Below are 25,767 nucleotides of genomic sequence, written 5' to 3'. Positions count from 1 at the left end.
AATGAAGTTTAAAACAATAGCCTTAGTACTAGGTTTAAGTTGTGGCTTTATGTCACAAAGCTATGCTGGCGATGCCGAGTCTCTTAAGGCAAAGCTAAAATCGTTAAATACATTCAAAGCAAATTTCACGCAACAAGTGAAGGACGAAGAAGGCACATTATTACAAGATGGGACAGGCAATATTGCGCTAAAATATCCTTCTAAAATTCGTTGGCAGCAGTTGGAACCGGACGAAACGCTTTTAGTGTCCGATGGTGATAAGACTTTTTATTTCGATAGCTTTGCTGAACAAGTAACTGTTATGAATACAGCCGGCTTAATAGACACCACGCCCTTTGTTTTGTTGACGACACAAGATAAGTCTCAGTGGGCAAAATATGATGTCAGTAAAACAACAGTTGGCTATCGTGTATCGCCAAAGCCTGATGTCGAATCTCAAGTAGAGCAATTAGATATTGTGTTTCAAAGCGCAGGGCTTGCAATTGACTCTTTGAGCATCAAAGATGCTTCAGGCCAGATCTCGACATTTAAATTTGCAGATGCAAAAACAAATTTAGAAATGGACGATAAGTCTTTTACCTTTAAAATTCCGCATGGAGTGGTCATAGACGACCAGACAACAGGTGAGTAATTTCGGTTTTGATTTTGCCCCAGATGTTAGACCTTTGGCCGCTAGAATGCGGCCAAAGTCGTTACAGGGCTATATTGGACAAACACATATTATTGAAAAAGGCTCTGTACTTTATCGTGCCATTGAACAAGGGCGATGCCATAGTCTGATTTTATGGGGCCCGCCGGGAGTTGGAAAAACCACATTAGCCGAGATCATTGCAAATCATGCTGATGCTGAGCTTGAAAAACTATCTGCCGTGACAGCAGGTGTGAAGGAAATTCGTGAAGCTGTGTTAGAAGCAAAAAGTCGACTGTCTCAATCAGGCAGACGAACTTTACTTTTTGTCGACGAGGTCCATCGCTTTAATAAGTCTCAGCAAGATGCCTTTTTACCTCACATAGAAGATGGCACGTTTGTTTTCATTGGTGCGACAACGGAAAACCCGTCGTTTGCATTGAATAATGCTGTGTTGTCTCGTGCCCGCGTGTATACACTGAAACCGCTATCGCAAGATGAATTGCTGTTTACGCTTCATAATGCCATTGATCAAGACGAGCAATTGAGCCAACTTGCTATCCATATTGAACAAGAAGCCTTGGTTGCGATAGCACAAGCGGCTGATGGTGATGCAAGAAAAGCATTAAACCTGTTAGAGCAATCGGTTGATCTTGGCCATCGTACTGGCAGCGACATAAAAATTGACAGTGATGTTCTTTCCCAAATTTTACCAACTCACTTAGCCAAGTATGATAAAGGCGGTGATATTTATTATGATTTGATTTCTGCGTTTCATAAATCGGTTCGTGGTAGCAACCCTGACGCAGCACTTTATTGGTATTGTCGTATTATAGCAGGCGGCGGCGATCCGCTTTATGTAGCAAGACGTTTGCTTGCCATTGCCAGTGAGGATATAGGAAATGCAGATCCAAGAGCGCTTCAGGTCGCACTGAATGCGTGGGATATTTTTCACAGAGTAGGGCCTGCTGAAGGCGAAAGAGCGATTGCGCAAGCGACCATTTATATGGCCAGTGCTGCCAAGAGCAATGCAGTTTATACCGCATTTAAGCAGGCGAAAAGGGACGCTGAGACAGACGGCGATTTACCTGTACCGGAACATCTACGTAACGCGCCAACAAAGCTGATGAAGGAAATGGGGCTTGGGGCAGAATACCGCTATGCACATGATGAACCTGGTGCCTACGCCGCAGGGGAAAACTACTTTCCAGAATCTGTATCAGACAGACAATACTACTACCCAACTGAACGTGGGTTAGAAAAGCAAATTAAAGAAAAACTCAATTACTTAAAAAGCCTCGATAATGCGAGTGCTCAACAAAGGTATGCTCAAAAACCAGGTAAAACGTAAATGGAAGTGCTCAAAACTTATCTAATGATTGCTGTTGGTGGCGCATTTGGTGCCTGCTTACGGTTTTTTATTAGTGATATTGTGTTAAAACTCATGGGTAAGGGATTCCCTTTTGGGACATTGACCGTTAATATTCTTGGTTCATTGTTGATGGGCATTCTTTACGGATTAATCGAAAAGCAAATAATCGCGGTATCTCCTGCCAAGGCGTTGATAGGGGTTGGCTTTTTAGGTGCTTTGACGACATTTTCAACATTTTCCATGGACAGCCTCTTGTTGTTACAACAAGGCCAGTTCGTGAAGATGGCACTGAATATAGCGTTGAATGTCGTCGTATGTATATTTATGGCCTGGATAGGTCTTTGCTTAGTCATGCAAAAAGGTTAAAAGAACAAACATGTTAGATCCAAAGTATTTAAGACAGGACATCGAAGAAGCTGCTGCGCGCTTAAAAAAACGTGGCTTCGAGTTAGATGTTGAGGCAGTTAATGCGTTAGAAGAACAACGCAAGACGTTACAAACAAAAACACAAGAATTACAAAGCGAGCGTAACAGCCGCTCTAAAGCGATTGGTCAAGCTAAAGCAAAGGGTGAAGATGTTCAACCATTGTTAGATGCAGTTGCAAATCTTGGTGATCAACTATCAGCAGCAAAAGCTGAGCAAGATAAAATATTAGCTGAGCTACAAGATTTAGCGTCAACATTGCCAAACTTACCTGCTGAGGATGTGCCAGCGGGCGCGGATGAAGATGACAATGTTGAAGTTTCTAAGTGGGGGGAGCCTAAGCAGTTTGATTTTGAAGTAAAAGATCACGTTGATTTAGGTGAAGCATTAGGTAAAGGCCTAGACTTTGAAACGGGTGTTAAATTAAGTGGTTCTCGTTTTACTGTTATGCGTGGTGGTGTTGCACGCATGCACCGTGCACTTGTTCAATTTATGCTTGATACGCACACTGACAAAAACGGCTACACTGAAATGTATGTACCGTACCTTGTAAACAAAGCAAGCTTATACGGCACTGGCCAGTTACCTAAATTTGCTGCGGATTTGTTTCACACTGAAGTACTCGAAGAAGATCAAGATGGCTACAGCTTAATTCCAACAGCTGAAGTACCATTAACAAACTGTGCCCGCGATGAAATTTTCGACGAGAAAGAGCTGCCTATCAAGATGACAGCACATACACCTTGTTTCCGTAGTGAAGCGGGTAGCTATGGTCGCGATACGCGTGGTCTAATCCGTCAGCATCAGTTTGACAAAGTAGAATTAGTTCAACTAGTCAAGCCAGAAGATTCAATGGCTGCACTTGAAGAACTTACTGGCAGCGCTGAGGGTATTCTTCAAGCACTAGAGCTTCCTTACAGAAAAGTGGTTTTATGTACGGGCGATATGGGCTTTGGTGCGGCGAAAACATACGATCTAGAAGTATGGCTTCCTGCTCAAAATACATACCGTGAAATTTCATCTTGCTCTAACATGCAAGACTTCCAAGCTCGTCGTATGCAAGCGCGCTTCCGTCGTGCTGGTGAAAAGAAACCAGAATTACTTCATACATTGAATGGTTCTGGCCTTGCTGTAGGCCGTACATTAGTTGCAATATTAGAAAATTATCAACAAGAAGATGGCTCGATTATCGTACCAGAGGTACTTAAGCCATACATGGGTGGTTTAGAGATCCTTAAGTGATCAACCCAAGTGATTGATATCAGGCCGCTATCTAGCGGCCTTTTTTATGACAAAATAATGAATGTTTTTTTACGTCTAAAATGGTTTTTTCTATTCTTTATTATCTGCTTTATAGATTGTAAAGTGTTTTAAATGAGATTTAATGCATAAATATTGCAAATAAAAAATTCACAAAAAGTTCTTATCTACTCTTTGTTGCATGTCCTTTCAAACTATGATTAATTAGAACTTGAGGTTTGGCCATTCCTTCTGAATAAGTCTTGCACGCTTTTGAAAAAAGCGAGCTGGAGTCTTATTGTTACCATTATTGCAAAATTGATATTTGATTCTATCCAAGATAGTTAGGCAGGTAATGCACGCTCATAAATCGCAGTAAATATTTTTCATATCAAAGAGGTTGTATGTGCTTTTGCATAACACGCGAAAAGAGTTTGCAAATTACAGTTGCGTTAACTATTTATTAAATGTGGATGTCGATAAGACGAAGCAATCAAAAATTTGAAGGTGAGGAATTTACCTATGAAGAGACAGAAAAGAGACCGTTTAGAAAGAGCACACTCACAGGGATTTAAAGCAGGTTTAGCAGGGCGGTCTAAAGATTTATGTCCATATCAACAAATTGAGCACAGATCAGAATGGTTAGGTGGCTGGCGAGAGGCCATAGACAATCGCAACATGTTTAAAACATAAAACAGAGCCAACAGAAACGAATTGAAAAAATAAAGCCCCGAAAGGGGCTTATTTGTTTATAGCGCTAAATTAGAAAGCGCTTGTATCTTGGAATAGACCTACTTTTAGATCTTTTGCTTCGTAGATTACACGACCGTCAACTTCAACAACGCCGTCAGCAAGACCCATAAATAGTTTGCGCTTGATAACACGCTTCATGTCTACGCGGTAAGTTACTTTTTTAGCCGTAGGTAAAATCTGACCAGTAAATTTAACTTCACCAACACCTAGTGCACGGCCAAGACCAGGGCCACCAGACCATCCTAAGAAAAAGCCAACAATCTGCCACATAGCGTCTAAGCCTAGGCAACCTGGCATTACAGGGTCGCCACGGAAATGACAATCGAAGAACCAAAGGTCAGGGTTGATGTCTAGCTCAGCAATGATTTGACCTTTACCGAACTCACCACCGTCTTCGTTGATTTCAACGATACGGTCCATCATCAACATATTATCGATTGGCAGACGGCAGTTGTTTTCACCAAACATCTTGCCTTCAGCACAAAGGATTAGTTCTTCTTTTGTATAGCTATTTTTAGGTTCCATAGTATTCATTCTTCATTTTTTAATTGCGGGTACTCTAGCGTACAGTTGTACGCTAAACAACTCTGAACAGTTAAATTTTTATCTCAACAATACGTCAAAAAGATTAAAATCAATTCTCTTTATGAATAACGCGATTTTTAGTTGAAAAAACTTTATAATTAGTTTGTTTGTTAGTAATTTAATGGAAATTTATGATCCTTTTTGTAGATGCCTTGACGGTAATAGACTTTTCTTACTTGTGTGCTAAGCGCGGAGCTGTTGGAGAAAGTTGGATAGTTGATATGACTTTACATGGTCAACTCAATGAAGAATCAATGGTTTTGGACTTTGCTAAAGTAAAAAAACAAATCAAAGCAATTATTGATAACACAATAGATCATAAGTTAGCCATTCCTTCTGCACTGAATTGTCAATTGGAAAATCGAGATGGTCGCGTATCTTTTGACTATGAGTTCAGTGGTCACCACCTTGCCATGAATGCACCTGATGAAGCTGTTTGTGTAGTCGAAGGTGATAAAATTGATGAGGCGTCTGTGATTGCTTTCTTAAAACAGCAGATCCTCCCACAAATGCCAGATAATGTTAAAGATATTGAAATTACGCTTCGTCCAGAGCAAACAAGTAGCTTCTACTATCATTACAGCCATGGCCTTAAAAAGCACGATGGTAATTGTCAACGTATTATTCATGGGCACCGTTCTTTAATAGGTATCTTCTTTGATGGTGTCAGTATGCCTAGACTTCAAAAAGAATGGTCTCAGAAATGGGAAGACATTTATTTGGGCACACAAGAAGATTTAATTGAGCATGCTCAATTACAATATATTACAGCTAGAGAAGATGATTACTCTTTTGCTTATGAGTCATCTCAAGGCTATTTTGAAATGTGTATTAGCAAATCACGTTGTGATATTTTGCCGTGTGATACAACAGTTGAGTGTATTGCTGAATACCTTGCTAATGAAATTAAAAAATCAAACCCAGACAAAGAAGTTAAAGTGAGAGCTTATGAAGGAGTGGGTAAAGGAGCAATTGCGTATGCATAAACTGCTGCTGGCACTTAGCGCATGCTTTGCATTAAGTGCACAAGCAATTGAACTGAAGGGGCATCTAACGCAAGGAGGTATGGTTACTGGCCAACTTGAAGGAATTAAATCAGTTTCTTTCAATGGTAAAGAGTTAGATGTTACGCCTGATGGCCAATTTGTGTTTGGGTTTGGACGAGATGCTAAATCTGATCACTCTTTGACTTGGGTAGATAAAAATAATCAAAAACATACTAAAAGTTTTTTAATTACGAGTCGCGACTACGATATTGATCGTATCACGGGCGTCGCAAAAAAGTATGTATCACCCCCAAAAGAAGTGCTTCAACGTATTCGCAACGACTCTGCGAAAGTTGGTGCCGCTAGGGCAAAGAGCAGTAAACTAGAATTCTTTGGTATGCCAGTTTATCGTCCTGCTAAAGGTCGAATCTCAGGTGTATATGGGAGTCAGCGGTATTTTAACGGTGAGCCCAGAAGACCACATTTTGGTTTAGATATAGCCAATAAAACTGGCACGCCTATTTGGGCGCCACTGCCTGGAAAGGTAGTGCTTGCTGAGAGTGAGCTGTATTACAGTGGTGGTACGCTTATTTTGGATCATGGCTATGGCATAACATCAACGTATATTCATATGAGCAAGCTGCATGTCAAAGTAGGGGATATGGTTTCAACCGGTGATGTTATCGGTGATATTGGGGCAACTGGCAGAGTAACAGGGCCGCATTTAGATTGGCGTTTTAACTGGTTTGGCGAAAGGTTAGACCCTGAATTACTTATGATTGATAAACTAGCAAACAAAAGCAGTAAATAATGACAGAACAACATAAAGACGCAACCATCGCGAAGCGTATTGAAGATTCAACAACCTCAGTAACTAAAACTGTATTCCCAGGAAGAACTAACCACCACAATACCCTTTTTGGTGGTGATGCGCTGGCTTGGATGGATGAAGTTGCGTTTATAGCCGCGACACGTTTTTGTCGTAAGCCACTTGTGACTATTTCATCTGACCGTGTAGATTTTAAAGAGGCAATTCCTGCTGGTACATTTGCTGAGTTAGTAGCAAAGGTTGTACATGTTGGTAATACAAGTTTGAAAGTGGAAGTTCAGATCTTCTTAGAAACGATGCACAAAGATGATAAGCATTTAGCGATCTCAGGTAATTTCACATTCGTAGCTGTAGATGACAACCATAGACCAACACCTGTCGTGTGTGACAAGATGCTTAATGGTTTTAAGTAAAGAATAAAACTGTGGGGCTGTAAGGCCCCAATTTCTTTCAGACTTTAACTTATCGATTTGAATCTTTTATCACTGGCAGTCTTATGATATCGCCACTGTTATATTAATTTGAATAAGCTTTTTCCCTCCTAAACTTCTAGCTTAACTTCCTATTTCTGTCATACAGTTAGTTCGCGCTGTATTTAAATTAAAAACACTTACTATGAATTTTTTATGAAAAAAATTACATAACAGGATGGGCTTTCTTGCCACTGAGATATTAAAAATTGTACTGATTTGTTCATGAATGAGATACGAGGGGAAAATGTTAGCGCTTTTTGGCTGCACAAAATGTGTCTTGCTAATTGATTTCTGAACCTTCAGACGTTTTTTATAAGTATTACTTCAATTTAATGTGCAGTATTTTCATGGCTTACATAACTCTTTTTTTAAAAAAAGTCTAAGTCTTCTCACATGAATACACTCTTCTGTTAATCCTGATCTACACTTGTCTTTGGCTTTCATAAAACAGTAAGGAGCTTGTGATGATTACAGTACATAGAGAATATTGCTTATCGGGCGAAAGAGGGTTACATGCCCATATTGAAGTCTTTCCAACAGGGCAACTAGACATTGATATTATTGAACTTCACGAGCATCACTCGACTGAATTCAATAAGATAAAGTATGAGCATACTGGGCCGGATATTGTGGTTACAGGCATTGAGGGGACAACAAGTTGGCAAGTTGTTCTTAAAGAGCGAGATGCGAGAGAATTGTCACATTTGATTGCTGATGCTAACGAAGAGTACGAAATTTTGATGCGTGATCTAGGTTAACCAAATTATTTATATATTGTTTAGATCTGCTGTTTGAAAACTCAATAAACGCCCATAGACATCTTTCGTTCATTAATAAATGAGAAAGGCTAGCTGTGATCACATTTAAACTCTTACGGAAGTGAGAACGACTAGCCTAGCATATGTATCCATATTGCTTTAAAAAATTTTACGCTTTTTCTGCGGGGCTAGCGCCTTTTATCACCTGCTTACTTTCATCTTGTATCTATAATTGAATAATTTTCAATACATAAGAATTTTTTAGTCTTTAATAGTCCAATGGATACTTGGAATGTTCCAAAATGTGCAGTAATTTTCTTTAATTCACTATATAATTTCGTTTTTTTTAATAAACATCAATGTAGTTTCTTTTCGCAGAAATGGGCTTGTGTAGGTAAGTTGGATTGTAGTGTATGCCTGATTCTGTTTTCTTTTTAATTTTGATAATTGGAACCTTACACCATTGGATTGGCTATAAGCTAGTGTTAAATGAAAGGGCGCTTAAACGGATACAGCCAAAGCTTTTATTAGGCCGGTTTTGTACTAAAACTGTTTTGCTAAATATGTGGCATTTTTCGACAGCGTGCTGGTTTGGCTTTGCAGCGCTAATATTTGTTTTCTCTGTGTTTGAGAGCCCTAGCAAAGAAGTAACATTGCTGGTCACATTGAGTGTTTTCTCATTTAGCGGATGGCTATCATCATCTTCACGAAAGTACAAAGTAATATATTGGGGAGCTTTCTTATCTGTTGCGTCTATAAGTTTCATCGTTGCCAAGCATTAAATAACCCTAGCGTATAGAATAATACGATTTTTCCATTTCCTACGTTAAAAGCTAGGTACTATAAAACGCTGACACTCAAGAGAAGATTATAAAATTTAGTTGTTGTGTTTATGCTCCCTAAGACTTGGAATGTCAACGTTGATGTTTTTAAGTGAATTTAGTACTTGTTATTTCATGGTGTTGTTTAAAATCGACTAGATGTAGCCTCAATTTTCACTTAAATGCGTTTCATTTAAAATGCGTAAGCTTGAATGAGAAAATAAAATCTATACTTTAGTATCGCTAGTACTTAAAGGTATGAATCAACATAAAATTTGAAAGCTCGAGGGTTTTTGATTTTAAGGCATTACTTATCGTGAAGTGTTAAATGCCAGTAAGAATATATTCTTACTGGCATTACCATTAAATAATTTTGAAAGCGCCTTTCATTATCGCAAAATGGCCTGGGAATGAACAAAAGAAATTATAGTCTTTATTTTTACTCATACCTGTAGTTGAAAAAGTAATTGACGTCGATTCGCCACCGCCAATTACAGGTGTAAATGCAAAAACCCTTGGATCATCAGGCTTTACATAGCTATTTTTAACGCCAGCTCTCATGCCATCAGAAGCAACTGCTTTAACATTTTTCTTCTCTGTTAACACCCAGTTATGACCCATAACTGTTGCAGCTAGTTTGCCTGTATGAACCAGTGTTAATTTTACTGCTTTACATTTTTCTGACACTGATAGTGTTTTTTCTGAGAATTGCATCATATCATTTGATTCAATTGTCAACTCACATTCATTAGCTGAAGCATGAAAAGCTGAAATACAAAGCGCGGCAGCCGCAACTTTTTTAATAATTTTCACTGATGTTACTCCTTAATAGAAATTATTCTCATTATCCTAGAAACCGATTCTGGAGTAAATCATAATTATTTTAAATAGTCTGGATTAATTTGATCTTGATTATTTATTGGGTCGTTTTTGTTGTTTGTTGTCTTTATTTTTACTAACTAGCAACAAGCTAAAGCCAAGATCTGTTTTAAAAATTTATGTTTAATGATCGCGAACAAAGTTTTTTCATGGTCGTGTAAAAAAATATTCCCAATATTGTTATTTTTCTTGATGTTGATTGTTTTATTTAATAGATAGGTAATTTTCATATGGCCTTATTGAGGTTTTCTGCTCAAAAACCAATCAATTGCATAATTTGATTTATTGCTTTTTTAATTTTAATGAATAAAAAATGAATTTTTGTAAATAAGTGGTTGCAAGTGAAGGTTTCCTTGTGTAGGGTGTTTACATGTTAGGTACATAGTTACTATCGCAATAGGGATTCACCGCATTGGATGCGGATAAAAATAAGAATATAGGAATCAACATGAAAAAAATGTTCAAACTAACTTCAGTTGCGTTTGCAGTTGCAGCGCTTTCTGCAACGGTTGCTCAAGCACAAGAAACAAAACAATACATCTTAAAGCAAAGTGATTTGAGTATCTTTGCACCTGAGACAAGCCGTTTTGCAAGAGCAAATATTGCAGAGAGCTTTAGTGCAGACGCCTCTACAGAAGTATTATCTGCAGATACAACAGGCACTGTTGTAACTATGGAGCTGACACCTGAGCAAGTTGCTAAGTTAAAAGCATCAGGACAATACGCTTATATCGAAGAAGATTTCGAATATGTGCCATTTACTCAAGACTTCGTAGGTGAAGCGTCTCCTTATGGACTTGCAGAAGTTCAAGCAAACCTATTACAAGATACTAACGCTGACTTGTTCAAAGTCTGTGTTATCGACTCGGGTTATGATTTAGGCCACCCTGATTTGCCACAAAATGCAACTGGCTTTACTGATTTACCAGGTTTAACTTGGTATCAAGATGGTTCAGGTCATGGTACTCACGTAGCAGGCACAATTGTTGCGATCGATAATGGCTTCGGCGTAGTAGGTGTATTACCAAATGATAAGGTTGGTATTCACAATGTACGTGTATTCGACAATGACGGTAAACAAGGCCTTACATCACGTATTGCTCGTGCAGTAGATAACTGTGTTGAAAACGGCGCTAAAGTTATCAACATGAGTTTAGGTGGTGGCAGTCCAAGTCAGTATTTCCAAGAGCGCTTGCAAGCTGCATATGACAAAGGCGTGTTACTTATCGCTGCTGCGGGTAATGATGGTAATGCAACAATGAGTTATCCAGCGAGTTACGATACTGTCGTTTCTGTAGCAAACATTGATGAAAACAGAGTGAAAAACCCATCTTCACAATATAACGTGCAAGTTGAAATTGCAGCACCTGGTACTGATGTATTATCTACCGTGCCAAGAAGCTCTGGCATTCTTGCTGCTATTACAGTAGGTACTGATGTAGTTAAAGCTGGCGGCATGACACACTCAGTAGAGGGCACTGTAAGTGCAGATCTCGTTGACTGTGGTCAAGGTTTAACAGCATGTGCTGCGACACAAAGCATCTGTTTAATAGAGCGCGGCGGTGCATCATTTAAAGATAAGGCTGCAAATTGTCAAGCGGGCGGTGGTGTAGCTGCAATTATCTTCAACAACTCACCAGGTGAATTTGGTGGTACGCTTGGTGATACAAACCATGGTCTAACTATTCCAGTGCTTTCTTTATCACAAGAAGCTGGTACCGCACTTAAAACATCTGTTGGCAGTTCAGTTAAGGTCGAACTTAATGCAGTTCTTGATTATGGACTTATGACTGGTACATCAATGGCAAGTCCACACGTTGCAGGCGTTGCAGCATTAGTTTGGAGCCAACACCCAAGCTGTACAAACGTAGATATTCGTAATGCACTGAATGCAACTGCAATTGACCTAGGCACAGCTGGTCGTGACGACGAATACGGTTATGGTTTAGTACAAGCGAAAGCTGCATCTGATTATATTGCAGCAAATGGTTGTGGGGGTGCTGTTGATAATCAAGCGCCAGTTGCAGATTTTACTTTTAGCTGTAGCGCATTAGCATGTGATTTTAATGCGACTTCAAGCCGTGATGCAGATGGTCAAATCGTAAGTTATGACTGGAATATCGGTGGCTTTAATACAACAGGTGCCAGAGTTTCACACGCTTTTGCAAATGCTGGCGTATATCAAGTTTCTGTTACTGTGACTGACGATGCAGGTGCTACACACAGCGTGTCAAAATCTGTAACAGTTACGGATGGCGCTGATAATACAGGCTGTGCAGGTCTAACTGAGTGGAGTGCATCAAAGACGTATGTTGCAGGTGCTGAAGTGTCTTACCAAGGCAGTAAGTATCGCAGCAACTGGTGGAACAGAGATGCAAACCCAGCTCAGAATTCTAATGTCGGTAACGACTGGAAAGTATGGACTGACCTAGGTAAGTGTAACTAATTCCTTAAAAACCTTGAGATGAAAAGGTAAAAAGGCGACATTAAATGTCGCCTTTTTTATTTGATAGCGTCCAGAATTTTTTTAATGAGCTGCTGTTTATTAAAAGGTTTGTAAAGAATTTTATCTGTTGTTAGGTGCTCAGTATCTTCGCAATCAATAAAACCAGAAATAAATAGCGTAAGTTATTTTGAATCGTTAATGCGGATTGAATAAACTCTATGCCGTCAGAGTTTGGCATAATGACATCGCTCACCACGAAATCAACACAGTACATGTTGTAAAACAGATAGCCCAGCATAGCTTAGTATGTTTCGAGCTTATCAACATACTGTTTCTTTTTAGTATTTGGTTGAATAGTTTAGAATACTAGCTTTGATGTTTTGAAAAGAGTTTGTAGGGCTTATAAAATGGCGCCATTAACTTGAATGAATGACGCCACAATAAATCACGTAAAATTAAAAGCGATATTTTAAGTTAGCTGTGATGGTACGGCGCTGGCCATAGAAGCAATCGCCGCGGTATAAACAACTGGTGATCACTGTCTTGTCTGTTAAGTTGTCGATGTTTAGGCTTAACTCATAGTCGTTAAACTGATAGCCAACCATCATGTCATATAACGTAAAGCTATCTGTGGTAAGCGCCTTATGGTATTCAACATTACCAACAGAAACTGAGCGGCTACCATCAAATGTTTTACCAACATAACGAATACCTGCACCGAACTTTAACCCCTCTAACAGGTTGTCTGCACGGTAAGTTGCCCATACTGATGCCAAATGCTCTGGGGTTGCTGACAGAGGCACATCATCAGTGCCAGCTGTTAATACAGCACCAGCCATAATTTGCTGCTGCCGATCCGGAGCCTGTTGAGCTAACATAGCTGCCTGAGTAAAGATTTCTTGTGCAGATAGAGGAGTGGTATCTTGCTCAGATTCTGTGTACGCATATGAAGCATAGACATCTAAATTTTCCCACTCTAGTTGCGCTTCAAGCTCAAAGCCATCAACTGAGACTTCACTATCTTGTACATGTTCAAGAGGGGAAATTTTTCTCACATGATTTTTATCTGTAATATGGAAAACACTAGCAGTAATTAAGTGTTCAGTGCCAGCAGGTTGATATTTCACACCGTATTCTATTTGCTCACCCTCTTTAGGCTTGAAGCTTCCGCCTTGTGGCCTTGAACCATATATAGGCTGGAATGATTCCGAGTAGCTAACATAAGGTGAGATACCATTTTCAAATTGGTATAGTCCGCCAATTCGACCTGTTAAAGCACTTTGTGATTTTTTAACTTGCAATAGACTTGCAGCATCACCTACTTTTTCCCACGTTTTTTGCTCGAGATCGTCGTGACGAAGTGCAGCGTTTACAACAAGGTTGTTGTACTCAAACGTCGCTTGGATATATCCACCCAATTGAGTATTTACTTGCTCAGGTGCGATGTCTTTTATTTCTGTTGGTAATGGATCATTTAAACCGTACACAGGGTTGTATAAATCTAGCTTGGAAGAGACAACACCGCGTAAACGACTGGTGCGCGTTTCTGCATCTTGAAAATCAATACCAGCAACAATGTTTACTTCTACGTCACTGAATTCGATGTATTGATGTAATTGGATATCACTTAATAAGCTCTTTGACTCGCCATCTGACATACTAAATACACGGCTAATAGAACGCTTATCAGCTTCAAACTTAGGTGGCCAAGAATAAATAGTACGGTACTCAGAAGAGCTATCACTATAGCGAGTAGACCAGTTAACTTGCGTGTCTTCAGCAATACTGTGCTCAACAATTGTTGTGATTGCAAACTGCTCTGTATCGTAGCGGTCCCAACCCGGCTCACTTACAAATCGCTCACTCGGTATTTGGCCGTATTTAGCAGGTAAAATGGTGCCTTCATGTGGAAAGAATTGAGTTGAAGATCCTGACTCATTTTCTTGTATCTTGGTCAAGATTGTTAAACGCGTATCTTGGTTGATATCCCAAGCAAAACTGGGTGCAAATACCAACGTATTGTCTTCAACAAAGTTTGTTTGAGTATCACTATTACGATATACACCGACAAATCTTGCTTGATATTCATCGTTTTGACCAAACGCAGTGTTGTAGTCACCGGCTAGCTGTGCGCGATCATAGTTACCCACTTGTGCCCAGATCTCGCCTTGAGTTTCGCTGTGTGGACGTTTTGATACTGAGTTTATAATACCGCCTGTTGAGCCTTGACCATAAAGAACAGAAGAGGGGCCTTTTAAAATTTCAACGCGCTCAAGTGTATATGGATTAGTACGAGTGTTGTTGTAGTTTCCAAACTGCATTTGTAGGCCGTCTACATAAATTAGAGGGTCTACACCACGTACTTTTGACCAATCACCACGTGTATCGACACCATATGGGCCATTATATACACCAGCTACATAACCAATTGCATCTTGTAAGGTTTCTGCACCAAGATCGGCGATTCGCTTTGACGTTAAAACAGAAACTGATACAGGTGTTTTTGTGATAGGTACATCTGATTTTGATGCACTTGCACTAACATAAGAAATAAGCCCTTTCGGACTGACTTCAATCACTTCCAATTCATTTTTTTTTGAATCGTCAGCAAGTGATGTAGCAGAAAAAGCAATCGCAAGTGCTGAAAGAAGCATTGGATATTTGGTTTTAAATGAGCGCATGATTTTCCTTTATTATTAAATAATCGCGCGAATAGTATTGCAAGTGATAACGATTATCAATGGTGTTTTTGGGGTTTTTGTTATAAGAAACATATATGTAAGAAATCACTTAACACATCACCATGTCTCTTCATTTTAAATTTACATACATACCTTTAATTGAAACGTTTTTGTCTGGATTAGCAGGCGGTTAAATTGTGGTTGGAATCGATATTTAAACTGATAATTAAGGTTGAGTTTGATTAGTTACAGCGTTGTTACTGTGTTTCAATAACCTATATGTTTGCGGTTAATTGTTGGAAATACAAGACTATTGGTAGTGATTAACTGGTTTTCTATGGGATATAATCCAAGGTAGGTTATTAGAGGTAAAAATTAATTTGAATTGGCAAGCTTTAGTCGATAATCGACAACGATTTTTTTGGGTTTTGCAGATATCTGGTTGGATCGGTTATGCGCTGGTTAACTATATAGGCTCAAAAGTATTTGAAATGCGAGACATCTATGTATTTGTCATCGTACTCAATGCGTATGCTGGTTGTTTGATGACGGTGCCACTTAGGTATCTCTATCGTCGAGTTTGGAATGCAAAGCCTTGGATTTTGATATTTGTTGTTTTTAGTGTTTCTTACATTACAGGTACGTTGTGGTCAGTTGTACAAAAGTATAACTTGTGGGAAATATACCGACATGGCTATCGTCCAGAAGAATGGTTTTATTACCTTCAACAAGGGTTAGATTCAGTTTATATCGTCTTGTGTTGGAGTGGCCTATATTTTGGTATTAAATATTACCAGTTACTTCAAAGTGAACGTCAAAAAGCACTAAAGGCCAATACCATGGCCCATGAAGCGCAATTAAAAATGCTTCGTTATCAGCTCAACCCTCATTTCTTATTTAATACACTAAACGCAATATCAACATTGATATTAGTGGAAGAGAACAAAGACGCTAACCAGATGGTGTCTAGATTAAGTGACTTTTTAAGGTATACCTTAAATACAGATCCAATCAAAAAAGTGCCACTTGAGCAGGAGCTTCACGCATTAAAATTGTATTTAGAGATAGAGAAGGTTCGCTTTGACGAACGTTTGGCGATAGATTTAGATATCACTGAGCAAGCAAAAAATGCGCTTGTCCCAAGTCTGATATTGCAGCCACTGATTGAAAACTCCATTAAATACGCGATAGCTCATATGGATGAGGGTGGCAAGATTGAAATTAAAGCGCAAGTATTTGCCAATGAACTATTGTTAGAAGTTGGAGACAATGGTCCAGGGGCTGAGCTTACTGATGGCCAGCTGACCAATGCAAGCGGTGTTGGCATCGCAAATACCAAAGACAGATTAAAAACACTTTATGAGAATAATTACTCGTTTGTGTTATCAAATAATTCGCCTTCAGGATTGAAGGCAAACATACGAGTTCCGTTTGAAAAGGCCGAGAAGTGAAGTAATGAGCAAGATTAAAACGATAATTGTTGACGACGAGCCACTAGCAAGAAAGGGCTTGGCAGTCAGATTAAGAGAATTTGATGAAATAGAAGTAGTCGAACTTTGTAACGGTGGACAAAAAGCCATAGACATTTGCCAGCAGCAGGATATTGATTTGGTCTTTTTAGATATCCAAATGCCCGGGTTAAATGGTTTTGAAGTAGCACGAATTCTAAGTGAAAGTGTTAAACCTTTGCCTGCTATTGTCTTTGTTACAGCGTTTGATCACTATGCGGTCAAAGCGTTTGAGATCCACGCTTTGGATTATATTCTAAAACCAGTTGATGACAACAGACTAAAACAGGCGATCGAAAAAGTGCAAAGTTATTTAAAGAACCAACAAGATAACGCCCACAAGAAAAAGCTAGCCAGCTTTGTGGCGGGGATAACAGGTAACAATTGCGAAGAAATTCTAAAAAAGCTAGCCACTGGTGATGCAATTGAAGACAAAAAGTTTCCTGAATCTCTTGCTGTAAAAGAGCAGGGCGAAATAATCAGAGTGTCGACTGCAACCATCCAATGGATTGATGCTGCGGGTGATTATATGTGTCTACACTGTGCTGACGGACAAACGCATATCTTACGCAAAACAATGAAAGAGCTGGAACAAGAGCTCGACCCGAAACTGTTTGTACGTGTACATCGTTCTGCCATCGTAAACACGGGCCAAATCAGTAAACTAGTGACACAAAGTAGTGGTGAATATTTGTTGGTATTGGATAACGGTCAAGAGCTCAAAGTTAGCCGTAGCTATAGAGATAAAGTGAAGTCAGCGTTGGCAAGCTAGCGCATAGCACTTTAATATCGTTTTGCCTTAATGTCTGATACAAAAAAGCCCAACTAATTTAAGTCGGGCTCAGTATGTATCAGGAATCGTAATGATTATACAGTGACGATTTTCAATGTATTGGTAGCGCCAATAGTTTCCATTAAGTCACCGTGAGTAAGAATAACGGTATCACCTTTTTCTAAAGAGCCACTTTCAACAAGCGTATTTAGCGCATCATTAACAAGCGAATCTGCTGTGCAACTTGTTGAATCAAAGTACACTGGGTAAACACCGCGATATAGTGCTGTTTGACCTAGTGTCGTGGCATGACGAGATAGCGAGTAAATCGGCAATCCAGAGCTGATCCTCGACATCAGTTTAGAAGTGTTGCCTGATTCTGTTAATGCGACAATTGCCTTCACTGAATCTAAGTGGTTCGCTGCGTACATTGCAGATAGCGCTAAAGTCTCTGATGTATCTGCAAACATACTGTCTAGTCTGTGCTTAGAAATATGTGTTTCAGGTTGAGATTCTGCACCTAAACAAACGCGAGCCATTGTTGCTACTGTTTCTTCTGGGTAATCGCCAGCCGCTGTTTCAGCTGAAAGCATAACTGCATCTGTGCCGTCTAATACTGCGTTTGCAACATCCATTACTTCAGCACGCGTTGGCATTGGGTTGTCGATCATCGACTCCATCATTTGTGTCGCTGTAACAACGGTTCTATTCAAAGAACGTGCGCGGCTGATAATTTGTTTTTGCTTACCAACAAGCGCTGCATCACCAATTTCAACACCCAAGTCACCACGTGCAACCATTACTGCATCTGATGCTAATACAATATCGTCAATTGCTTCAACTGTTTCAACAGCCTCTGCGCGTTCGATTTTAGCAAGCAACTGTGCGTTAGACCCCGCTTTTTCTGCAAGGCTTCTTACATAACGCATGTCATCACCGCTACGAGGGAATGAAACTGCAATATAGTCTACGCCGATTTCAGTCGCAGTGATTAAGTCTTCTTTATCTTTATCTGTAAAGGCAGGAGCTGTTAAACCGCCACCTAATCTGTTGATACCTTTGTTGTTTGACAAGATACCACCAACGGTTACGGTACAAATTACTTTTTTACCGACGACTTCATCAACGGTTAATTGAATCAAACCATCGTTCAATAATAGAAGATCACCCTTATTTACGTCTTGCGGTAATTCTTTATAGTCAATGCCCACTGCTTCAACAGTACCTTCACCGAGGCCTAGTTCAGCATCTAGTGTGAACTTTGCACCTACCTCTAGGTTAACTTTACCTTCAGCAAAAGTAGAAACACGGATTTTAGGCCCCTGTAAATCTGCTAAAATTGAAACATGCTTATCTAGTCTTTTAGCGATTTCGCGAACAGCGTCTGCTCTGTTTTTATGATCTTGCGCTACACCATGGGAAAAGTTTAGTCGTACTACATTAGCACCCGCGCGAATGATTTTTTCTAAATTATTATCTCTATCTGTAGCTGGTCCCAGTGTGGCAACTATTTTAGTGCGTCTAAGCATCAGATTCTCCTGTAGGCTGCTCTTGCTAACATCTTTTTCAATTGAAAGTGGTTAAATAGTGGCCTTTTAAACCTTAATTAAGCAAATATTCTCAGATAATTACGCTTTTCTGTAAAGTTTTGCCACTAAACCCTTTTTCATACACAAATTAAATTATATGATCTGTATGACGTGATTATGACACCGGTGTCAGTAGTCGTCAATCTTAGAGTGAAAGAAGATTAGCTTTAACACTCTGACTGATAATGTGTTTAGCCTGTGTGTAGAGCAAAATTTTGCTTGTGCTAAAACACGAGATGACTAAAAAAGTACTAAACTTCAAATTGTTTGATAGTTAAGGTGGCCCGAGCAGAATATTGTTGAATGCTCAGGTATAATGTACCGGACATCGTGTAGACGAATTTAAGTGTGGTTGTTACCGAGGAGGAAACTTAATGCAAGTTGCATTAGTTGGTTTAGGTGTAATGGGCAAAAACCTTGCACTGAACTTAATAGAGAAAGGTATGACATTAGTCGCCTATGATAAAAACCCAGATGCAGGCGCTGAATTAATTAGCTGTGCACAGTCTTTGGGTGTAGAAGAGCGTCTCCATATCGTATCGGATCTCGGTGATATGGTTAGAAGGCTGGAGCCTCCTCGTTCGGTACTACTATTAGTACCAGCAGGCGAGCTAGTTGACTCAGTATGTAATGAACTAATAGAAGCCGGCGTGTCAAAAGGCGATATTATTGTTGATTGCGGAAACAGTAATTACAAAGACGGTATTGCTCGTAAACTTAAGTACCAAAATAAATTTGAGTTTGCCACCATGGGGATTTCAGGTGGTGCAGAAGGAGCAAGACATGGCCCAGCTATGATGGCTAGTGGCTCTGAAGGCGGTTGGGAGCGTTTGGTTCCTTGGTTTGAAAAAGTTGCTGCCAGCTACAATGGCGAGTCATGTTTTGCGCGTGTAGGTCAGTCTGCGAGTGGACACTTTGTGAAAATGGTTCATAACGGCATTGAATATGCGCTAATGCAATTAATTGCTGAAGTTTATCACTTGCTTCGCATCGGCACAGGTCGCTCACCAAAAGAAGTGGCTGAGATTTTTGAATCTTGGTCAGAAGGTGAGTTGAATAGTTACTTATTATCGATCTCTCGTCACATTCTTAGCCTAGAAGACAGCAACCAAACACCATTAGTTGATCTGATTGACAATAAAGTCGGTGCGAAGGGCACTGGCCTTTGGACCGCACAAAATGCGTTAGAATTGGGCATTGCAGTGCCTTCACTGGTTGCTGCAGTACAAGCGCGTCACTTAACTAATACCATCAGTACGCTTGCAGCGAAAGAGATGACTTACCAAGCGAAAGAAACCAAAAAAATCGATATCGATTTGGATGAGCTTAAGTCAGCATTTTATTTTGCTAGCTTGCTTTGCTACCGTCAGGGTCTTGCGTTAATCAAAGGTGCTTCACGTTCACATCAGTGGAAAGTTGATCTTGCCAAGACATTACAAACTTGGCGTGCCGGTTGTATCATTCGTGCAGATTATCTTGATGACATCGCAAAGGGTGTTGATTTCATCGATACACTTGAAGCAGAAGCGCATGCACTAAGAAGTATTACAGGCCAAGCAATTCAGACTGGTTTGGCTTTCCCTGTACTTGCTTCGACACAAACTTATATTGCAACGCTAAGCACGCCTAGCAATGGTCATCTAGTTCAAGCACAACGTGACTATTTTGGTGAGCATGGCATTAAAACACACAGCGGTGAGACTTCTCATTTAACTGATTTAGTCGATTTACCTGAAAAGGTACGTTAACTATCGAAAAGGCCACGTTATGTGGCCTTTTATAATTGCTTGCGTAACTAGAAATGATTATCTAGTTAATTCACCTCGCAAATTATCCTGCATCAAGTGACGAATTGTTTCTAATTCTAGATCTTGACTGAATAAGTAATGTAACTTTGTTAAACATGCCTCTAGCGTCATGTCATAGCCGCTGATCACACCACAGTTTAATAGTGCATTACCAGTTGCATAGCCCCCCATATTCACTTGACCTTGTATACATTGCGTTAGGTTTACAATAACAACACCACGTTCAGACGCACTCTTCAGGGTCGCTAAAATATCGTCCTGTTGTGGGGCATTTCCTACGCCAAAACTAAGTAAAATAAGTGCTTTAACATCGGATGACAGCACATTTTCAACCATAGTGGCGCTAATTCCAGGATAGAGGTGCAGTACCGCAATTTGCTGAGATTGAATAGAGGTGACATCTAAGTCTTGATCGACATACGGGCTCAACTTGCCTTCTTGGAGCTGAATATTAATCCCTACCTGAGCAAGCGGGGCTAGGTTAGGGGATGCAAAAGCATCAAACCCATCGGCATGTGCTTTAAGCGCACGATTACCTCTGAATAACTTATTGTTAAAAAACAAGCTGACTTCGGCAATAGGGTAGTTTGCTGCAAGGTACATTGCATTTAATAAGTTAACTTGCCCGTCTGATCTAAGTTGAGACAGTGGGATTTGAGAGCCTGTGACGATCACGGGTTTTGTGAGGTTTTCAAACATGAAAGACAGGGCTGATGCTGTGTATGCCATGGTATCTGTTCCATGCAATACTACGAACCCATCATAGTCATCGTATTTAGATTGAATATCTTCAGCGATTAATTGCCAGTGCAAAGGTGACATGTCTGAAGAGTCAATGAGCGGACAATATTCATGAATATCAAATAACGGCATTTCTTCACGTGTGAATTCGGCGTTATTCTTGACAGTTTCTGTGAGATAACCAGCAACGGGTACATACCCTTTGCTTGATTGCTTCATTCCTATGGTACCGCCGGTATAGGCAATATAGATTTTTTTTCTTTTCATAAAAAAAGCCCAGATTTGAGTCTGGGCTTATTATACCAACTGCAGCATCACATTGCAGTTTATTCATTAACCTTGTAGCTATGAACTATGGGGACACATCACACATAGTACACAAGCTATATATACTGTTTGGGTCGTTATATAGTTCAATCATATTTGCACTTTGTTGCACTTTATTTATGAGCTGATTGATACTTTGCTGAGTTACTTTTTGAAGCGTATCAGACTGTGTTGCATTTGGCAGTAAAGATTGCACTATTTCAGCACCAAATATTTGTTGCATTAATAGCTCTTTTTCACTGAGAGTTTGCTCAACTGTGAACACTTCATAATGTTCTAGACTTGCAAGTGCAGCAGCGGATTCGATAGCCTCATCTTTCGTGCCAAGCTTGTCTATCAAACCAAATTCTAATGCTTGAGGGGCAAGCCAAACACGTCCTTGAGCAACTTCATCCACTTTTTCTTTGTTGATGTTTCTTGCATCAGAAATCATAGATAAAAACTTGTCGTAAGCATCTTCAACACCCATTTGAATAATATCTGCGTATTGAGGATCGATGCCCCGTGCAATAGAAGAAGACCTAAGTTCTGTCGTTGCAACACCGTCGGAATATAAGCCAAGCTCTTTTAAAGAGTTTTCAAATGTAAATATAGTGCCGAAAACCCCGATAGAACCCGTGATGGTTGAAGGCGATGCCCAAATTTCATTGGCGGATGCCGCAATCCAATAACCGCCTGATGCAGCAACAGAACCCATAGAAGCTACAATGGGTTTCCCAGCCTCTTTTATGGCTAATACTTCATTTCGGATCTGTTCGGAAGCAAACATGCTGCCGCCACCTGAATCAATACGAAGTACAACTGCTTTTACATTGCTATCAAGACGTGCTTTTCTGAGTAAGGCTGCCGTAGAATCCCCACCAATCATACCAGCTTTACGTTTGCCATCGACTATTTGCCCTTTGGCGACAACGACAGCGACCTTGTCGGTGAACGGGTTAGGTTGAGTGGGGAAGCCGGAAATTGATGCTAAATACTCTTTATACTTTACTTGCTTGTATTTATTGCCTTTGGCGTCAGTACCTACTAATTCAACGAGTTTGTTATTAAATTGCTGGTCTGTTTTGAGTGAATCAATCCAGCCATATTTTATCGCAAATTGTGCAGAGTCACCTGATACAGTTGACATTTTTTCACCAAGTTGCGTTAAGGTCTCATCGAAGTTATCCGTGTCAAATGGTCGTCGCGCAGCAACATCATTTTTGTATTGTGCCCAGAGATTATTGAGCCAAAGTTTGTTCGCTTCTTTAGCTGCATCTGACATATCGTTTCTGATAAACGGTTCAACCGCTGACTTAAAAGTGCCAACTCGGAAGATATGCTGCGTTACTTGTAATTTATCTAGCGCATCTTTGTAATACATTGGGTAAGTACCAAAGCCTTTGATGCTTACGCCTCCATAAGGATGCATAGATATTTCGTCCGCCGCCGCAGCTAAATAGTACTGCGTTTGCGTAAAGTAAGGGCCGTGTGCATATACGGGTTTTCCCTGCGCTTTAAATTCATCAAGTGCCGTTGTGATGTCTCTTAATTTGTCCAAGTGCCCATGATGCAAGCCTTTAAGGTCAAGATGTATTGCTTTAATACGATTATCATGGGTTGCTTTATTAATGACTCTAATTACATCATCAACTAGCACTTCCATTGGTTTATCGCTTGGACCGAATGCATCATCCAGTGCTGCATCGACGGGGTCGACGTAAGTTAGCTGTTCTACTAACTTGCCTGAAAGATTTAAACGTAAAACGCTATCTTGAGGTACGAGGATTTCCTCTTCTGAAGACATCATAGCAACAACAACGCCTATGATAAGTACAACAAATACCAAGTTTACAAGTAGCCTGCGAGAGAAGTTCAACGCATGCCATATGCCTTTAAATAGTTTTGCGATCAGCTTCAATGTTTTTCCTCTGGTTTTAGTACCGAAATGCTCTCATTAATATCATAACTTAGTTGTGCGCTCAGTGTTACTTTTAAAACGTAACGAAGTATTACTTCGCTCACTTTAGTCGCAAATTTGTGGAATTATTATAAATTTATCTACTTTTAAGTAATAAATTTTTGCTTTTTACTTGCCAAAATCTATAAATTGGTTAATGTTCACAGGTAGGACCAGTTACATTGGGGCGAGCAATGTTAGAACAAAAACTAAAACTTAAAAATTCTGAGCTACGTAACCGCTTGGTCATGGGTTCAATGCACACAGGACTTGAAGAAGGGTGGCACAACCGAAAAAGGCTGCGCGCTTTTTACGAGGAAAGAGCTAAAGGCGGTGTTGGCCTAATTATAACGGGTGGATACAGCCCAAATATACGTGGTAAACTTACCCCCATCGCGTCATCTTTTAATTCCCGCTATGATGTGATTAAACACAAGGCATATACAGAAGCTGTACATCAGCATCAAGGTAAAATTTGCCTACAACTTTTGCATGCTGGGCGCTATGCATATCACCCATTCAATGTTGGGCCGAGTAAAATTAAAGCGCCTATAAATCCATATACACCAAAGTCCATGTCGATAAGCATGATCAAAAGCACGATTAAAGATTTCGCTAAATCAGCCTACATGGCAGAAAAAGCGGGATATGATGGTGTTGAAATCATGGGCTCAGAAGGGTATCTAATCAACGAATTTATGGCACCACATACCAATCATCGTAAAGATGAGTATGGCGGTACACTCGAGAACCGTATGCGGCTGGCCGTAGATATTGTAAAAGCGGTCAGGGCACGCGTGTCTGACCAATTTATTATTGTGTTTAGGTTGTCCGTGATGGATTTAGTGCCAAATGGTTCCACCAGCGAAGAAGTAACGGTGCAAGCCAAAGCCCTTGAAGCCGCTGGTGTTGATATTTTAAATACGGGTATCGGTTGGCATGAAGCACGTGTGCCGACCATCGCCAGCATGGTGCCTCCTGGTGCATTTAGAGAAGCGTCTAAGCGTTTAAAAGACGTTGTAGACATTCCCGTTGTCGCGGTAAACCGTATAAATACACCTGAACTCGCGAATAATATCCTTGACAAAGGTGAGGCCGACCTTATTTCAATGGCAAGGCCTCTGCTTGCAGATCCTGACTTTTTTAACAAATACGCAGAGAATAAGTCTGAGCAAATCAATATTTGTATTGGATGTAATCAGGGGTGTTTAGATCATGTTTTTAAAGGCAAACGAGCAACTTGCTTGGTGAATCCTCAAGCTGGCTTTGAATTAGATTATCCCCTCGAGAAAACCTCAAGCCCTAAAGATGTATTAGTCGTTGGAGCGGGGCCTGCTGGGTTGTCAGTTAGCTGCTATTTGGCTAAAAAAGGTCATCAAGTTACATTGATAGATAAGAATGAGCATGCTGGGGGTCAATTTAATCTTGCAATGCGGATCCCAGGTAAAGAAGATTTTAAATTAGCGCTTAAATACTTTTTAAACGAGGTGACACGACTCGGCGTAAAAATGGAGCTTGGCAAGCCTTATAACAATAAAATGGATGTAGATTACGACGATATTGTTTTTGCGACTGGAGTTAGCCCGCGCTTGTCTAAAATTGAATGTAGCGATGGCAAACGTGTTTTGGCATATGATGAAGTTATTCTCAAAGAAGTGGAGCTTGGCGATAAAATCGCGATTTTAGGGGCTGGTGGCATCGGTTTTGATATGGTCGCATTTTTAACAGAGCCTGAAAACCAGTCCATTGAAGAATTCAAAGGCCAGTGGGGTATTGAACAGTCTGTTGTTCAATCAACAGAACAGCGAAAAATATATATGCTTAAACGCAGTTCGGGTCGCTTTGGTTCAGGTTTAGGCAAGACGACAGGTTGGATCCATAGAGCTGTGGCTAAGCACCACAATGTCGAGCAGCTTGCAGGCTGTGAATATGTTTCTTTTTCAAATAATGGACTAGTTGTACGTATTGATGGTAAAGAGCAAACACTTGATGTGGATACAGTGATCGCTTGTATTGGTCAAACTTCAAATGAGTCTGATTTTGACAAAGAAAGCCTGCCAAATAATCATCACGTGATTGGTGGAGCATTGCTTGCAAGTGCCATTGACGCAAAGCGGGCTATTTACGAAGCATTACAAGTCGCAAGAAAGATATAACCTTTCAAAAAACAAAACGGCACGGGGTGTTAATGCCGATCAGTTAGGCATTA

General features: G+C 40.1%; 21 protein-coding genes. 14 read left to right on the top strand and 7 right to left on the bottom strand.

Features of this window, described 5'->3' with window-relative positions; translation table 11 throughout:
* The first annotated feature begins 1 nt into the window (after position 1).
* The 5 genes from lolA to rmf all read left to right on the top strand — a co-directional run bounded on the left by lolA (position 2) and on the right by rmf (position 4,356).
* Positions 2-631 carry an outer membrane lipoprotein chaperone LolA gene (gene lolA / locus L1077_RS23740; RefSeq protein ID WP_237139298.1) on the top strand — a complete coding sequence of 210 codons (630 nt, stop codon included), beginning with the start codon at positions 2-4 and terminating at the stop codon, positions 629-631.
* Entirely contained in the window at positions 624-1,979 is a 1,356-nt protein-coding gene (locus tag L1077_RS23735) for a replication-associated recombination protein A (protein WP_237139297.1), read from the top strand. Before lolA ends, L1077_RS23735 begins: the two co-directional genes overlap by 8 nt.
* A 6-nt stretch (positions 1,980-1,985) precedes the next feature.
* On the top strand, positions 1,986-2,366 hold the full coding sequence (gene crcB, locus L1077_RS23730) for a fluoride efflux transporter CrcB (protein WP_063360119.1): 381 nt from the start codon (positions 1,986-1,988) through the stop codon (positions 2,364-2,366).
* Positions 2,367-2,376: 10 nt separating this feature from the next.
* Positions 2,377-3,666: a serine--tRNA ligase gene (gene serS, locus L1077_RS23725; protein WP_063360088.1), complete on the top strand. Its 1,290-nt coding sequence runs from the start codon at positions 2,377-2,379 to the stop codon at positions 3,664-3,666.
* 519 nt (positions 3,667-4,185) lie between these two features.
* Positions 4,186-4,356, top strand: coding sequence for a ribosome modulation factor (gene rmf, locus L1077_RS23720; protein ID WP_023398857.1), 171 nt, complete (start codon positions 4,186-4,188; stop codon positions 4,354-4,356).
* A 69-nt stretch (positions 4,357-4,425) separates the two neighbouring features.
* Here rmf and fabA read toward each other — a convergent pair whose 3' ends face one another.
* Positions 4,426-4,941, bottom strand: coding sequence for a bifunctional 3-hydroxydecanoyl-ACP dehydratase/trans-2-decenoyl-ACP isomerase (gene fabA, locus L1077_RS23715; RefSeq protein WP_046355548.1), 516 nt, complete (start codon positions 4,939-4,941; stop codon positions 4,426-4,428).
* A 191-nt stretch (positions 4,942-5,132) separates the two neighbouring features.
* Between fabA and L1077_RS23710 the strand changes: the two genes are divergently transcribed.
* From L1077_RS23710 to L1077_RS23695, 4 genes are all read left to right on the top strand, one after another.
* Entirely contained in the window at positions 5,133-5,987 is an 855-nt protein-coding gene (locus tag L1077_RS23710) for a 6-carboxytetrahydropterin synthase (RefSeq protein ID WP_237139296.1), read from the top strand.
* A complete protein-coding gene (locus L1077_RS23705; RefSeq protein ID WP_237139295.1) occupies positions 5,980-6,798 on the top strand; it encodes a M23 family metallopeptidase in 819 nt (272 codons plus the stop codon). Before L1077_RS23710 ends, L1077_RS23705 begins: the two co-directional genes overlap by 8 nt.
* Positions 6,798-7,229, top strand: coding sequence for an acyl-CoA thioesterase (locus tag L1077_RS23700; protein ID WP_063360085.1), 432 nt, complete (start codon positions 6,798-6,800; stop codon positions 7,227-7,229). The genes L1077_RS23705 and L1077_RS23700 overlap by 1 nt, the downstream gene beginning before the upstream one ends.
* 524 nt (positions 7,230-7,753) lie before the next feature.
* Positions 7,754-8,047, top strand: a complete 294-nt coding sequence (locus L1077_RS23695) for a hypothetical protein (RefSeq protein WP_237139294.1) — start codon at positions 7,754-7,756, stop codon at positions 8,045-8,047.
* 472 nt (positions 8,048-8,519) lie between these two features.
* On the opposite strand, the gene L1077_RS23690 is transcribed toward L1077_RS23695, so the two are convergent.
* On the bottom strand, positions 8,520-8,813 hold the full coding sequence (locus tag L1077_RS23690; protein WP_237139293.1) for a hypothetical protein: 294 nt from the start codon (positions 8,811-8,813) through the stop codon (positions 8,520-8,522).
* 418 nt (positions 8,814-9,231) lie between these two features.
* Positions 9,232-9,675: an azurin gene (gene azu / locus L1077_RS23685; protein WP_237139320.1), complete on the bottom strand. Its 444-nt coding sequence runs from the start codon at positions 9,673-9,675 to the stop codon at positions 9,232-9,234.
* A gap of 520 nt (positions 9,676-10,195) precedes the next feature.
* Between azu and L1077_RS23680 the strand changes: the two genes are divergently transcribed.
* The gene (locus L1077_RS23680) at positions 10,196-12,193 is read left to right on the top strand and encodes a S8 family serine peptidase (RefSeq protein ID WP_237139292.1); all 1,998 of its coding nucleotides are present in this window, start codon (positions 10,196-10,198) and stop codon (positions 12,191-12,193) included.
* A 455-nt stretch (positions 12,194-12,648) separates the two neighbouring features.
* Here L1077_RS23680 and L1077_RS23675 read toward each other — a convergent pair whose 3' ends face one another.
* The gene (locus L1077_RS23675; RefSeq protein WP_237139291.1) at positions 12,649-14,874 is read right to left on the bottom strand and encodes a TonB-dependent siderophore receptor; all 2,226 of its coding nucleotides are present in this window, start codon (positions 14,872-14,874) and stop codon (positions 12,649-12,651) included.
* A gap of 380 nt (positions 14,875-15,254) precedes the next feature.
* Between L1077_RS23675 and L1077_RS23670 the strand changes: the two genes are divergently transcribed.
* Both L1077_RS23670 and L1077_RS23665 read left to right on the top strand, forming a co-directional pair.
* Positions 15,255-16,325 carry a sensor histidine kinase gene (locus L1077_RS23670; RefSeq protein WP_237139290.1) on the top strand — a complete coding sequence of 357 codons (1,071 nt, stop codon included), beginning with the start codon at positions 15,255-15,257 and terminating at the stop codon, positions 16,323-16,325.
* Between the two features lie 4 nt (positions 16,326-16,329).
* On the top strand, positions 16,330-17,154 hold the full coding sequence (locus L1077_RS23665; protein ID WP_237139289.1) for a LytR/AlgR family response regulator transcription factor: 825 nt from the start codon (positions 16,330-16,332) through the stop codon (positions 17,152-17,154).
* Between the two features lie 95 nt (positions 17,155-17,249).
* Here L1077_RS23665 and pyk read toward each other — a convergent pair whose 3' ends face one another.
* Entirely contained in the window at positions 17,250-18,683 is a 1,434-nt protein-coding gene (gene pyk, locus L1077_RS23660) for a pyruvate kinase (protein WP_237139288.1), read from the bottom strand.
* A gap of 434 nt (positions 18,684-19,117) precedes the next feature.
* On the opposite strand from pyk, the gene gndA reads away from it, so the two are divergent.
* Entirely contained in the window at positions 19,118-20,491 is a 1,374-nt protein-coding gene (gndA, locus tag L1077_RS23655) for an NADP-dependent phosphogluconate dehydrogenase (RefSeq protein ID WP_237139287.1), read from the top strand.
* A gap of 57 nt (positions 20,492-20,548) precedes the next feature.
* Here gndA and ansA read toward each other — a convergent pair whose 3' ends face one another.
* Complete coding sequence (gene ansA, locus L1077_RS23650; protein WP_237139286.1) at positions 20,549-21,559, bottom strand: asparaginase; 1,011 nt, start codon at positions 21,557-21,559, stop codon at positions 20,549-20,551.
* An 85-nt stretch (positions 21,560-21,644) separates the two neighbouring features.
* A complete protein-coding gene (gene sppA, locus L1077_RS23645) occupies positions 21,645-23,513 on the bottom strand; it encodes a signal peptide peptidase SppA (protein WP_237139319.1) in 1,869 nt (622 codons plus the stop codon).
* A gap of 239 nt (positions 23,514-23,752) precedes the next feature.
* Here sppA and L1077_RS23640 point away from each other — a divergent pair, with 239 nt between their 5' ends.
* Positions 23,753-25,714 (top strand): FAD-dependent oxidoreductase, encoded by a 1,962-nt coding sequence (locus L1077_RS23640; protein ID WP_237139285.1) that lies wholly within the window; start codon positions 23,753-23,755, stop codon positions 25,712-25,714.
* The last annotated feature ends 53 nt before the right edge of the window (positions 25,715-25,767 follow it).

Source organism: Pseudoalteromonas luteoviolacea, assembly GCF_021654285.1.
Lineage (GTDB): Bacteria > Pseudomonadota > Gammaproteobacteria > Enterobacterales > Alteromonadaceae > Pseudoalteromonas > Pseudoalteromonas luteoviolacea_J.
Note: the sequence above shows the minus strand (reverse complement) of the source record. Positions and strands in the feature narration are given on the sequence as shown.